Here is a 14470-nt window from a genome sequence, read left to right as displayed (position 1 = left end):
TGGAAATAATTGCTTAGACGTTTGCTGAATCTTTTGAACATCTCCTTAATAAAAAAGATGGAAAAAAGATCTCCCTCCTTCCCATCCCAAGGCTGTTATGATTGTTTTACTGTATCCCCTATCAACTTCTGCAGAAAAATAGTAATTAACGAAATTAATATTGAAGCTAAAAATGCTACACCAAATCCATCAATAATAAACGCTTCTCCCATCAAATTTTGTGTAATCATTAAGGTAATAGCATTAATTATGAGGATGAAAAAACCAAACGTCATAATAGTTATTGGTAATGTTAGAACAATTAAAATCGGTCTGACAATAAAATTTAAAATTGATAAGACGATACTTGCAATTAATGCCGTTTGAAAATCTTTTATATAGAAAGATTCAAACAGCTGCGCTACCGCTATTAAAGCTATTGCATTTAAAAAGACCGAGGTAAACCAACCAAGAAAAATTCGCATCATAATAATAACTCCTCTTTTGTATTTTTTATTGGTGTATCTAATTTGCGATCAATCAAACTTCCAAATAAAAAAGCGCTCTTTTCCTAGTCGTTCTTTTAAGCCTTCTATATATATTTTCATTTCATCCGGCATATCTTGCATTTTTTTCAACATACCTTCAGCTTGTGATTTATGTTTCATAATCGCTTCTAATTTAAAATCAAAACGCTCATCTTCCACTGGTATGACAACATCCGGTTCACCAAGTACTCGCTCAAAATCAGGCGTAATTGCTGATGCCCATACTGTTGGACGCTTCTCTGCATCCATCAGGCGTACCGCTTCAATCGTTGCCTCTCCAAGGGCGTTATGATCTGGATGAATGCCATGTTCTGGATAATGCGTAATAACAAGTGTTGGCTCAATATCTTCTAAAACTTCTTTAATATGTTTTGCTACCTTTGTTTTATTCTCAAACTCAATCGTTTTATCCCTATACCTTAACAAACGATAGTCAATACCTAAAAACTTACATGCTTCTTTTAGTTCTTTTTCACGAATTTTAGACAAAGTTTCTCGATTCGCAAATGGAGGTGTTCCCATATTCCTTCCCATTTCACCTAAGGTTCCACATAAATACGTAACAGGAACACCTTGTTTCCGAAACTGATATATAGTTCCTGCAGCGCCAAACGATTCATCATCAGGATGCGGATAAATAATTACGACATGTTTCTGATTCTCCATTTTATTCCCTCATTTATTATTTATTTAAACGGCGTTTCACTTAGTTGTAAAGCGACCATTAATCTTCCTTCAGGATCATGACCTGCTAAAAGTAATTTATCTTCGTATATTTCATAATCCATTAACCCCTCTGCATAAACCCATCCGAGTTCTGTTTTCAGACCAACTCGGTGTCCAATATCACCTTTAATAACTGCTTCTGTAAACGTAATTTGCGCATTACGAATGTAGGCACCAACATTAACTCCTTTATTTCCAAAATGACTTGCGTATGCACCATTTGTTGTTTCTAAATGAATATATATTGGCTTGTTTTTTAATTGATTAAGTTCTTTTTGTACTTTCTCTATTATAATAGCTTCCATGCACAAAGACCTCCTCTATTCATCCTCTTTTTAGCTTACAAATAAAGTGAACAGACGTCAAAATTTATGATTGAACATTTTGTGATATAAAACACAATTTCAACTATGCTCGGTTTCACTTAGCTTGAGTAATTCAACCTTTAAGCAACTTTCAACTTGAGCAACTCCTACCTCGATTTGAGCTAATTCATTACAAATAATTAAAAAGGCTACCTGAATTTCGGTAACCTCTTCTTACTTAAGCTTTCTTTATTTTTTCTTTAATAGTTGCTTCCATTCTATCGCAATCACGTTCAATTATTTGTTTTAAATACTGACCAGTGAATGATTCTTCTACTTCTGTAATTTCTTCAGGTGTTCCAGTAGCAATGATTTGTCCTCCACCATCTCCACCTTCAGGACCGAGATCGATAATATGGTCAGCAGTTTTAATCACATCTAAATTATGTTCAATAATAATTACCGTATCACCATTATCAACAAGGCGCTGCAACACAGCCAAAAGACGTTTAATATCATCAGCATGTAGTCCAGTTGTCGGTTCATCTAAAATATAGACTGTTTTGCCATTCGAACGTTTATGAAGTTCGCTCGCGAGTTTTACACGTTGGGCTTCACCGCCAGATAGCGTCGTAGCAGGTTGACCTAGTTTGATATAGCCTAACCCGACATCAAATACAGTCTGCAACTTTCTTTTTATTTTCGGAATATTACTGAAAAAATCCACTGCTTCTTCTACTCGCATATCTAATACTTCAGCAATATTTTTCCCTTTAAATTTAATCTCTAATGTTTCACGGTTATACCTTTTACCTTCACAAACTTCACAAGGAACATAGACATCTGGTAAAAAATGCATTTCAATTTTTAAAATTCCATCCCCACGACATGCTTCACAACGTCCACCTTTTACGTTAAAGCTAAATCGCCCTTTTTGATAACCACGAATTTTCGCTTCATTTGTTTGCGCAAAAACATCTCGAATGTCATCGAACACTCCTGTGTATGTTGCAGGATTAGAACGTGGTGTTCTACCTATCGGCGCTTGGTTAATATCGATCACTTTATCAATAAACTCTAACCCATTTATTTTTTCATGTATACCTGGACGATGTTTACCTTTATATAAATATTTTGCCAAAGACTTATACAGAATCTCGTTGACGAGTGTACTTTTTCCTGAACCAGAAACGCCTGTTACAACGGTCATCACACCGATCGGAAATCGAACATCGACATTTTTTAAATTATTTTCTTCGGCACCGAAAACTTCAATGTATCGATCATCAAGCGGACGCCGCTCAGTCGGAAGTGCAATAAATTCTTTTCCAGACAAATATTTTCCGGTTAATGATTTTGAATTTTTCATAATACTTTTTGGCGTACCATTCGCTACAATTTCGCCACCATGATCACCAGCACCAGGGCCGATATCGACAATCCAGTCCGCAGCAAGCATTGTATCTTCATCATGTTCGACGACAATTAACGTATTATCTAAATCACGCATATGTTGCATAGTCTGGATTAAACGATCATTATCACGTTGATGCAACCCTATTGATGGCTCATCTAGTACATATAAAACTCCTGTTAAAGCAGAACCAATTTGTGTGGCAAGACGAATTCGCTGTGCTTCTCCACCAGATAATGTTCCGGAAGAGCGAGCCATCGTTAAATAATTGAGGCCAACATTCATCAAGAATAGTAGTCGGTCATTAATTTCTTTTAAGACCATTTTTGCAATTTGAGCATCTTTTTCATTTAATTCAAGCATTTGGAAAAACTCATAGGCTTCTTTTATCGATAATTCTGTGACTTGTCCAATATGTTTATCAGCAACAAAGACAGCAAGCGCTTCTGTATTTAAGCGATACCCATCACAAGTAGGACAAGCATTTTCTGCCATATATTTTTCCAATGACTCACGTGTAAAATCAGAGGAGGTTTCCCGATAACGGCGAGCAATATTTCCAACAACTCCTTCAAACTGAATTCGATTATTCCTTTCTCTGCCGAAATCACTGACATAATGAAACGTAATATATTCGCGGCCACTACCGTATAAAATTTTATCCATCTGTTTTTTCGGTATATCTTTTACGGGAATATCCATATCAATTCCATAATGATTACAAACACTTTTTAGTAATTGCGGATAGTACTGAGAACTAATTGGCTCCCAAGCCTCAATTGCCCCTTCGTTTAATGATAATGTCCAATCCGGAATAACAAGATCGAGATCGACTTCTAAATTCGTCCCAAGTCCATCACATGTCGGACATGCGCCATATGGAGCGTTGAATGAAAACAGTCGTGGTTCTAGTTCATCAATTGAAAAACCACACGCTGGACATGCATGACTTTCGTTCATGACAATTTCTTCTTCCCCAATAATATCAATAATGACTCGTCCTTCACCCAATGGGAGTGCCGTTTCTAGAGAGTCTGTTAAACGGCCTTCCACACCATCTTTTAAAATAATTCGGTCAACAACAACTTCGATGGAATGTTTTTTATTTTTATCAAGTTTGATTTCTTCTGTTACTTCACGCATCTCACCATCTACTCGGATACGTACGTAACCTTCTTGCTGTAGGTTTTCGAGCAATTTTACATGCTCACCTTTTCTTCCGGATACAACTGGAGCAAGAATTTGAATCCGCGTCCGCTCCGAATAGCCCATCACTTGATCAACCATTTGTTGAACAGTTTGTGAGGAAATTTCGATACCATGAATTGGACAAACAGGGCGACCAACACGCGCGTACAATAACCGTAAATAATCATAAATTTCTGTTACTGTCGCAACAGTCGAACGCGGATTTTTACTTGTTGTCTTCTGGTCGATAGAGATCGCCGGAGATAACCCTTCAATCGTATCAACATCCGGCTTATCCATCTGCCCCAAAAATTGCCTTGCGTAGGCAGATAATGATTCTACATACCGACGCTGACCTTCTGCATAAATTGTATCGAAGGCTAGCGATGATTTACCTGAACCTGATAATCCGGTAACTACAACTAATTTGTTTTTTGGTATATCAATATCAATATTTTTTAAATTATGGGCTCTTGCGCCACGAATTTTTATTTTTTTTCCAGGCATGATTTGCTTTCATCCTTCCAACCTATTAGCCTTCTACTTTAAGTTCAAAAATGATATCACGAAGTTCAGTTGCTCGTTCAAAATTAAGCTCTTTTGCCGCTTCTCGCATTTCTTTTTCCATCTGTTCGACCACTTTTTCCCGATCTTTTTTCGGCATGTTTATAACTTCCGCTAAACCTTGATCTGTATATACTTCTTCATCTTCCGCAACATGGGTTGCTCGTATTAAATCACGAACTTCTTTCTTAACGGTTTTCGGTGTAATTCCGTGCTTTTTGTTAAATTCCTCTTGAATTTTACGACGACGATTCGTCTCATCTATTGCCACTTGCATTGATTTTGTTATATTGTCTGCATACATAATTACTTGACCATTTTCGTTACGCGCTGCCCGTCCAGACGTTTGAATTAGGGAACGTTCCGAACGAAGGAAGCCTTCCTTATCCGCATCTAAAATTGCTACAAGCGAAACCTCCGGGATGTCCAGCCCTTCTCTAAGCAAGTTAATTCCAACTATTACATCATATTTCCTTACACGTAAATCGCGGATAATTTCGATGCGCTCGAGTGTTTTAACTTCGGAATGCAAGTATGCTACTTTTAAATTAAGTTCTTTTAAGTAGTCCGTTAAATCTTCTGCCATTCGTTTTGTTAAAGTTGTTATTAATACTCGTTCATCTCGCTCAATTCGTTGATTAATTTCTCCAATGAGATCATCAATTTGACCTTCAATTGGTCGAACGTCGATTTTCGGATCTAATAACCCGGTCGGTCGAATAATTTGCTCGACTATTTCTTTCGTATGTTCCATTTCATATGGACCAGGGGTTGCAGAAACATACACCTTTTGTCCAGTTTTCTTTTCAAACTCTTCAAATTTAAGCGGGCGGTTATCGAGTGCAGACGGTAATCTAAATCCATGATCAACAAGCATTTGTTTTCTTGCTTTATCTCCGTTGTACATTCCCCGAATTTGTGGTAATGTAGCATGAGACTCATCGATTACTACAAGGTAATCGTCCGGAAAGAAGTCGAGCAATGTATATGGTGTAGAACCTGGCTCCCTTAATGTAATATGTCGGGAGTAGTTCTCAATGCCTGAACAAAATCCCATTTCACGCATCATTTCAAGATCGTAATTCGTTCGCTGTTCCAAACGTTGCGCCTCTAACAAACGATTATCTGCTTTTAATTCTGCTAACCTTTCCTTTAACTCTTCTTGAATACTATTGATTGCAATTTTCATCTTATCTTCACCAGTAACGAAGTGAGAAGCAGGGAAAATAGCTACATGTTCACGATCACCGATAATTTCTCCTGTTAATGCATCTACCTCCCTAATTCGGTCAATTTCATCCCCAAAAAATTCAATCCGGATACAGTGTTCCTCCTTTGAGGCTGGAATAATCTCCACAGAGTCACCCCGAACACGGAATGTACCCCGTTTAAAATCAATATCATTGCGCGCATATTGAATGTCTACGAGTTTCCGCAATAATTGATCACGTTCAATTTCCATCCCCATCCGAATGGAAAGAACCTGGCTTTTATATTCTTCTGGAGAACCTAACCCATAAATACAAGATACACTCGCAACAATTAATACATCTCGTCTTTCAAACAAAGCTGATGTTGCCGAGTGCCTCAGTTTATCTATTTCATCGTTAATGCTCGCATCTTTTTCAATAAATGTATCAGTAGAAGGAACATATGCTTCTGGCTGATAATAATCATAATAACTAACAAAATACTCTACAGCATTGTTAGGAAAAAACTCTTTAAATTCACTATATAATTGACCAGCTAACGTTTTATTATGTGCAATAACTAATGTTGGACGATTTATCTTCTTAATAACATTTGATATCGTAAATGTTTTACCTGTTCCTGTTGCACCAAGTAATGTTAAATGGTTATTTCCTTCTTTTACTTGTTCAACCAGCTTTTCAATTGCTTTTGGTTGATCTCCGCGTGGCTCATAAGATGAAACTAGTTCAAACCTTTCTGCCATATTTAGAACTCCAATCTATATAAGTCTATCATTAATTTTCAACCATTATAATTGTACCATATTACCGAACTAACATTCCATATATACGTTTATTTATCAAACTCTTTTTATAATGACAAATCTATAATTTCAGCACCCATTAAATGGTGTGCCAATCTACAATATTTAAGACATAATTTTTGATACGTACCAGGTTTATGAAAAAGTAAAATAAAATGTGTTCGTATAATCCGGCATTGCTTGTGTTTGCCCAACAATATTCATATCTGGATCATAAATACCAAATGATGTATAACATCTCTTACCGTTACATTCACTTCAACTGTATCACCAACAGAGAATTCAGTTTGTTCCACGTCATCATTGTCAACTTCCGGTCTTTTTGGAATAGCTAAAACAGCACTCCTCCTTATCATTCCTTTATTGTTAACTACATCATAAAATAAAAAAATTACAAGTTGTGACTTTTTACACATCTTGTAATTTCTTTTAAAAGCTTTATTATATCATTTTGCTGTGGAAGCTTTTATTGGAAAAAAATTTGGATCCTCTGCAAAGATAACACCTAATTCGTGATGATCTTCCTCGTAGAATGCACTATTTACAAACCGTACTTCTCCCTGATAATCTAATATATTAAGTTTAAAAAACGCTCCACTATTTTGTAATGCTTCATAGAATTGTGACGAATTAGTGACGACTTGTCCATTTACTTTTAATATAGTTTCCCCAACTAAGATACCTAAACGATCTGCACGACTATTTGGTATTACCGTCAGTACTTTGACTCCTTGATGTAATGGAGTGAAATATGCAGGTCTTTTCCGATCCTTTGTCCGGTGTCGATATGTCATCCATTCTTTTCCTATCAAAGCAATAAATATTGCAATAAACGACAGAAATGGATAAAACAAACTACCAATTGCAATTGTCAAAACTACTAAACTTAAATATAAAGTTGACTGTGACAGTTTCTCTGCAGCTTTCTGTGGAAGTTCACTTCTCACTTTATAATGGTAGCCAATAAAAAATGGAAACATGATTAAACTAAAAGATTGGCTTCCATATTCAAAATAAGGCCAGAAAGGAGAAATTCCAGTAATACTTTCCGTTGGTATTAAGGCAAAAAACGGAATAAATATTAGCTTTTTCAGGTGATGCTCACCGATCCAAATTCCTCGTTCACTTAATGTTAAAGCAGGAAAAGATTGTTTGCTTTTATTAAATCCGATTAATATCGATTCAACAAGTAAAAACAGTCCAGTTAAAATAGCAATAGAGATAAAATGTATAACCGTAATATTATTATAGTTTACATAGGCATCTAACGAACCTAAATCAATAAACGGTAAAATCAAAAGCAAAATAAACGAAATTCCAATGGTATAACTGGCCGATAACATCGCAGTTGAGCCAGTTATACTTAGTATAAACATCACTATAACTAGTACAGCCATTATCTCGAAGGAAATAATAATCCCAAAACTAATAGCTAAAAGAGAAATGATAATGCTGAACAAAAGCGAGACTATGAAGGTCTTACTTCCTTCTGAAAAAATATCGTTTACCTTCATTCCAAAATATGTTCTTTCTTTTCGAATTCGTTTATATCCTGTTATAACAAACAGGAGCATTCCCCAGTAAAATAAAGGATTTATAAAAAGTTTTCCAATACCTTTAACCAATTCAATTAGCCATGTTTCTAACATTATCATTCACCTGCTCTTATGCTATCTTAATGGAACATTACCTCTCACAGAAGTTGCACACATTCTTTTCATTTTTCTATTATGTTTTTATTTATACAGTTCTTCCAACGCTTTTTGTAGTTGTAAATCCTGTTCTTTACTTCGAATTATCTCGATAACTTTTGACTCAATCGCATATGCCGTTTCTTCGTTAATTTCTCCATTTACTGTAAGATCATGATCTTTTTGAAATTCCATTACCGCTTGTTTCGTTTTCTTATCGAAATATCCGTCGTCTCGTTTTGTATCATATCCAATACCTGATAGCATAATTTGTGCATTTTTAATTTGTTCATCTGTATTATCAAGTTTTAATGTTTTTTCAACCTGGATTGGATTTGCATAAAAGAACTCCGGCTGTTTTTGCTCTATGGTTGGTTCTACCCCAACTTCATTTATCCAATTACCTTTTGGAGATAACCATTTATAAAACGTTAATTTAATCGTACTTTCTTCTTTTTTGTTACCGATTGGCACTGCTTGTTGAACAGTCCCTTTACCGAAACTTGTCGTACCAACAATATCATAACCAATTTCTTTCATTGCTGCTGCCAAAATCTCAGAAGCAGAAGCACTTCCCTCATCAATAACTACACTAATTGGATAAGGTTTTTTCTCTTTTAAATTCGTATAAAACTTGTCTTTTTTCCCTTCCCCATCCTCAATTTGTAAATAAGGAATGTCATCTGGAACAAAGGAATGTAAAATTTCTTCTATTGAATCGAGTAAACCTCCTGGATTACCACGAACATCTATGACAAGTCCTTCAATTCCATCTTCTTCTAAAGATAGTAAGATTTCTTCAAATTCATTTGCAGTCGTTTCAGAAAATGAACTTATTTCAATAATCCCGGTTTTCTTTCCATCAACTGTTTCTAATTCTTTATGAACCGTTTCAATTGGTATATCTTCACGAACAATTTCCACTTCAAAAGGTTTAGAAGAACCTTTTCTCTGTACTAATAATACAACTTCCGAACCTTTTTCCCCTCTTATTTTTTCTACAGCCTCATTCAAATTAAGTCCTTCTAGTTCTTCATCATCTACTTTTAGAATTTGATCATTGGGCCGTAATCCTGCTTTTTCAGCAGGTGAATCCTTTATCGGTGCGACAATGGTTACTTTTCCTTCCACCATGCTTACTTCAGCACCGATCCCTTGGAAAGACGATTGAATTTGTTCATTAAATCTTTCCATCGCTTCAGTATTCATAAAAGAACTGTATGGATCATCTAATGTTTCTAACATGCCTTGAATAGCGCCTTCTAGTAATTGATTTTCTTCAACACCCTCGACATAATGTTGTTCAATCAATTCATACGCTTGTTTTATTGTTTGCATATCTTCATCTAACTCACTACTATTACCTTCTTTTACAAAGGGAATTTCAACTTGTTGACTTACTTTTGGTTGCAATAATTTCAGACCAGCAAATGCACCTAAAAATCCAACTGCAAAAGTAACTAAAATAAAAATAATTAACTCACGCTTTTTAAAAGTCATTCTTCCACCTCAAATATTGTGAAAATCGTTACTTTCTATAGTTTACCATAAAGGTCAAGTTTGTTCCTACAATTCTTTGTCGAATCTTTTACTTTAAGTATCAATTGGGGAGCCTAAAATGTTTAACTCTAAACACGAACGATTACAGGGATAGAATAGTGTATGTAACTATTTCAACCGTAGAATTTTACTATGCGTATACTTTAAAGTAAATTCGGATAGTAATCAACCTACTGCTACGGAATTACACAACACTTATCCACTGACTGTTGATGAGCCGTGCCTGCTTAAATCAATAGTTCAGAGCAGAAAACAACCCTAGCACTTTCTGAACGGTTTATGGCAATTAGCAAAAAATTATACAAAAGCAGAAAAAGGAAAATCCGAACTATTACAAACTTCTATTATAGAAATTTGAATTATAGTTCGGATTTGTCTATGAATTAAAATCCTTTGTCTCTACTTATTTAGTTATATTTATGAACCTATATTTTTAAGGTAAGTAACCCATTGGATTTGCTGGATTTTTATATCCGCCCGGATGTACTTCAAAATGTAAATGTGGTCCTGTTGAGTTTCCAGTACTTCCTATAGCACCGATTTGTTGTCCTTGACTTACAGTTTGCCCAACAGAAACTGAAATGCTGCTTAAATGTGCATATAACGTTGTTGTAGATCCATGGGAAATCATAATTGTGTTACCATACCCATTCATCCAACCTGCATAGGCTACAACACCTGCAGATACTGAATATACTGATGTTCCAGTTGGTGCTGCAATATCAATACCGTTATGCATTTTACCTACTTGTCCGGTAATTGGATGTATTCTAGGTCCATATCCAGAAGATAATCTTCCAGATGCTGGCCAAATAAATCCGCTCTTACTTACAGTAGATGACTTAGCTGATGGAGAGTCTCCAGTTGACTTTGAACCTCCAGATGAATTTGAGCCTCCAGTAGACTTTGAGCTTCCAGATGAATTTGAGTCTCCAGATGAATTTGAGTCTCCAGCAGAATTTGAACCTTCAGGTGAATTTGAACCTTCAGACGAAGATGCTTTTGCCGCAGCACGTTCACGTTCTTCTTGTTCCAATCTTGCTTTTTCGGACTCTGCTAATTCTTTTGCTTGTTCAACGACAGCTGCTTGACTATTAATAAGTTGTTGCTCGTCTTCTAAACTTAAATTATGCTCTTCTAATTCTTCATATTCTGTTTCAAGGTGAGCTTTAAGCTTCTCTTTTTCTGACTTTTGTTTATTGAGTTTATTTTTTAATGATTCTAAGTTTGCTTTTTGTTTTTCTTGCTTAGCCTTTTTTTCCTCAACATCAGCTTTTTTCTGTTCTACTTCTTTTTGTTTTTGTTCTAATGCTCGTTGATCTGCTTCCTGCTCTTCCATGATACTTTTATCTTGATCCATTATCGAGTTTACCGCAGAAGATCTTGAGATTAACTCATTAAAACTCTGTGAACCTAGAATTACTGTTATGTATTTTTCATTCCCTCCAGTTTCCTGGATAGAACGTAGTCGGTCTTTTAATAAAGCTTCTCGTTTTTTAATTTTTTCTTCCAACTCTTTAATTTCTGCTTTTAATTGTTTTATTTCTGCTTCTAATTCTTTAATCTCTTTGTTTGTAGCTTCTATCTCGGCAGACTTTGTTTCGATATCTGCTTCCGTTGCATCCAACTCATTCGAAATTTGTTTCACTTTTTCTTCAACAGATTTTTGGCTGCTTAAATTTTTGTCCATTTTATTTTCAACATCTTTTTTATCACTATTAATGTTGTTTTGTTTTTCATTCAGTTTACTTTTCTCTTTTTCTAATTCTTTAATTTCTTTATCAACTTTTTGAACAGATTCCGCTGAAATAGAATGATCGACAATTGACATAGCAATTACAAAAGTAATTATTATACTAATAAATCTAAATCTTTTCATCGTTGTATTATCCCCTCTTGCTTACTTAAAATGTTATTACCATTCATAAATAAATATTTTCTAGAATTAAACTTTTAAAAACTTCCGCACACTCATTCCACTTCCCAACATTCCAATAAGAGCACCAACTAAGAATATAATCCCTGATAGCTGCCAAATAAACGGATTAAATGGAAGCAGTTTAACAAAATGGAATGATGTTTGTCCGCTAATATTTTCTATAGCTAGATAATAAGCTGTTGTAATTACTATAATTGGAAGAATTGAACCTAGAATTCCCAAAAGCAGTCCCTCAACAAAAAACGGCCATCTTATAAATCCATTCGTTGCTCCTACTAACTTCATAATTCCAATTTCTCTACTTCTTGCCATGATTGTTAGTTTAATTGTGTTTGAGATTAAAAACACAGCCGTTAACACAAGACCTACAATCAAAGCTAGTCCAATCACTCTAGCATAATTATTGAATTTAAATAACCTTGGAACAACATCTTGTCCGTAAATAACTTTATAAACTGGATCAAATTTTTCAATTTGGGATGCGATCTTTTCTGTATCTTGTGGATTTTTTGCTTTTACTACATACGCATGGTTTAGTGGGTTATCTTGCTCAAACATTTCCCAAGCTTGCCCTTCTTCTCCCATACCTTCAACGAGTCCCTGCAATTCATCATCTTTAGAAGAAAAGCGAATCGTATCTATCCCGGAAATTTTTTCTATTTCATTATTTAAATTTTTTATTTCATCCTCTTCCGCTGTCAGTTCAATCAATACTTTTATTTCAACATCTTCTTCAACTTTATTCGCCATTTCATTAATATTTAACATGAGCGCAACAAACGTACCTACAAGTATCAACGTAACTGTAACGGCCCCGATCGAAGCGACAGACATCCAACCATTACGAAAGATATTTTTTGCACCTTCACGAAAATGTCGTTTCAACGTACTAAATCTCATAACCATATTCCATAATCCCCTTGATCTTCGTCTCTTACAATAATTCCGTTTTCGATTGCAATAACACGCTTTTTAATCGTGTTCACTATTTCTTTACTATGTGTAGCCATAATAAGTGTCGTACCACGTAAATTTATCTCTTCAAAAATACGCATAATAGTCCAAGACGTTTCCGGGTCCAAGTTACCGGTTGGCTCATCTGCAATAACTATTTTTGGGTGATTCGCAATTGCTCTAGCGATAGAAACCCGTTGTTGTTCTCCACCAGACAACTCGTCTGGAAATGAGCGTGCCTTATTCTTTAATCCAACTAAATCTAATACTTCCATTACCCGGTCTTGAATTAATCTCGGAGATTCTTCAATTACTTCAAGTGCAAAAGCAACATTCTCGTAAACTGTTAATCTTGGAAGTAACTTAAAGTCTTGGAAGACAACACCAATCTCTCTTCGTAAATAAGGAATTTCTTTATTTTTCATTTCATTCGTCCTGATATTTTTGATAATTATTTCGCCTTGCGTAGGTACTTCCTCACGATAAATGAGCCTGATAAAGGTCGATTTACCAGCCCCACTAGGTCCAACGATATATACGAATTCGCCTTTTTCTATATTGATGTTAATACCAGTAAGTGCTGTTACTCCATTTGAATATGTCTTAGAGACATCTTTCATTATTATCATATAAAATTCACCTTCGTTAAAATTTATTAGCTATCTACTATGTATCATACTTCAAAATTCTACAAAATCACTAACAGATATATATAGCATACCATAAAACTACAGCATTTTTGTCTAAAAAATTATTACAATTACATTTCAAATATAATAGTTTTATAACATTTCCTCAAAACTGCATTAGGATTGGTTTTAGGATTGTATTTAGAGAAATGTGATTTTTTTCGTTGTATAAAAATTGGTCCTTTTTCTCAGTAATATTTCGGTTATAAAAATAATTAAACAAATAGTAAAGTGTTTTTAAAGACTACCTCAATAGTAGAGTAAATACATGGAGACTACTAGTCAGCTAAAAGTGGTCATGTCCTGGTGGATCGTAGTAGCTACACTTTCATCCCACCGTAAAGATTTGTGTCCTGTATCGACACTAGGACGTCCTTACAGGCGCTTGAGGATAGGCCTAGGCAAGACTTCTAAAGGAGTAGCATAAGCAGCTAGGTCAGTCGCCTTAAAATGAGCGCTGTGTATATATCCGTGGCGATGGACTTTCTGTACAGTTCAACTATAAGTGCGTGTTCAAAACTCCTATGTCTTTACAGACACCGCAATGTATGAAAATGGGGGCATGCGGTTTAATTTTGAGCTACTCTGTTAATCATAATATTACAGGGACTGTGATCATACTAAAGATCAACTCTATGGCGAAGTACGGTTACATACAACCTCTCCACGTTTTAGAAGGATGCATGGCGAGCACCTTAGTGGAAACAGGTATGATATGTTAACTTTACTTACGATAGACACAAGTAGTCTCGAGAACGGAAACAAGTCCTAACAAATACGAAAGGGACAGTAAAAAAGCATTGATTTAATATGAATGATTTCCAAAAAAAGTGAAATTACTTTTTTTGGAGGGGGGCTTTTTTGCGCCCAAATTAGAGCAGACGTCCATTTTCGGATAA

Annotated in this window: 11 protein-coding genes; all 11 read right to left on the bottom strand. The window is 35.3% G+C overall.

The genetic code is table 11. From position 1 onward, the window contains the following. Positions 1–95 precede the first annotated feature (95 nt). Positions 96–467: a phage holin family protein gene (locus tag SPD89_RS05485; RefSeq protein ID WP_336260957.1), complete on the bottom strand. Its 372-nt coding sequence runs from the start codon at positions 465–467 to the stop codon at positions 96–98. A gap of 48 nt (positions 468–515) precedes the next feature. Beyond that, on the bottom strand, positions 516–1193 hold the full coding sequence (gene bshB2, locus SPD89_RS05480; RefSeq protein WP_336260956.1) for a bacillithiol biosynthesis deacetylase BshB2: 678 nt from the start codon (positions 1191–1193) through the stop codon (positions 516–518). 20 nt (positions 1194–1213) lie between these two features. Further along, positions 1214–1558 carry a YojF family protein gene (locus SPD89_RS05475; protein ID WP_336260955.1) on the bottom strand — a complete coding sequence of 115 codons (345 nt, stop codon included), beginning with the start codon at positions 1556–1558 and terminating at the stop codon, positions 1214–1216. Positions 1559–1796: 238 nt separating this feature from the next. Beyond that, positions 1797–4667, bottom strand: a complete 2871-nt coding sequence (gene uvrA, locus SPD89_RS05470) for an excinuclease ABC subunit UvrA (protein ID WP_336260954.1) — start codon at positions 4665–4667, stop codon at positions 1797–1799. Positions 4668–4692: 25 nt separating this feature from the next. Beyond that, complete coding sequence (gene uvrB / locus SPD89_RS05465) at positions 4693–6678, bottom strand: excinuclease ABC subunit UvrB (protein ID WP_336260953.1); 1986 nt, start codon at positions 6676–6678, stop codon at positions 4693–4695. 260 nt (positions 6679–6938) lie between these two features. Next, on the bottom strand, positions 6939–7154 hold the full coding sequence (locus SPD89_RS05460) for a hypothetical protein (RefSeq protein ID WP_336260952.1): 216 nt from the start codon (positions 7152–7154) through the stop codon (positions 6939–6941). A 30-nt stretch (positions 7155–7184) separates the two neighbouring features. Next, positions 7185–8387 carry a PDZ domain-containing protein gene (locus SPD89_RS05455; protein ID WP_336260951.1) on the bottom strand — a complete coding sequence of 401 codons (1203 nt, stop codon included), beginning with the start codon at positions 8385–8387 and terminating at the stop codon, positions 7185–7187. Positions 8388–8474: 87 nt separating this feature from the next. After that, a complete protein-coding gene (locus SPD89_RS05450) occupies positions 8475–9929 on the bottom strand; it encodes a S41 family peptidase (RefSeq protein WP_336260950.1) in 1455 nt (484 codons plus the stop codon). Between the two features lie 493 nt (positions 9930–10422). Continuing rightward, complete coding sequence (locus SPD89_RS05445; protein ID WP_336260949.1) at positions 10423–11868, bottom strand: murein hydrolase activator EnvC family protein; 1446 nt, start codon at positions 11866–11868, stop codon at positions 10423–10425. A 66-nt stretch (positions 11869–11934) separates the two neighbouring features. Continuing rightward, positions 11935–12828, bottom strand: a complete 894-nt coding sequence (ftsX, locus tag SPD89_RS05440; RefSeq protein ID WP_336261061.1) for a permease-like cell division protein FtsX — start codon at positions 12826–12828, stop codon at positions 11935–11937. Then, positions 12825–13511, bottom strand: coding sequence for a cell division ATP-binding protein FtsE (ftsE, locus tag SPD89_RS05435; RefSeq protein WP_336260948.1), 687 nt, complete (start codon positions 13509–13511; stop codon positions 12825–12827). The genes ftsX and ftsE overlap by 4 nt, the downstream gene beginning before the upstream one ends. Between the last annotated feature and the right edge of the window lie 959 nt (positions 13512–14470).

This window comes from Pseudogracilibacillus sp. SO30301A (assembly GCF_037072025.1).
Lineage (GTDB): Bacteria > Bacillota > Bacilli > Bacillales > Amphibacillaceae > Pseudogracilibacillus.
Note: the sequence above shows the minus strand (reverse complement) of the source record. Positions and strands in the feature narration are given on the sequence as shown.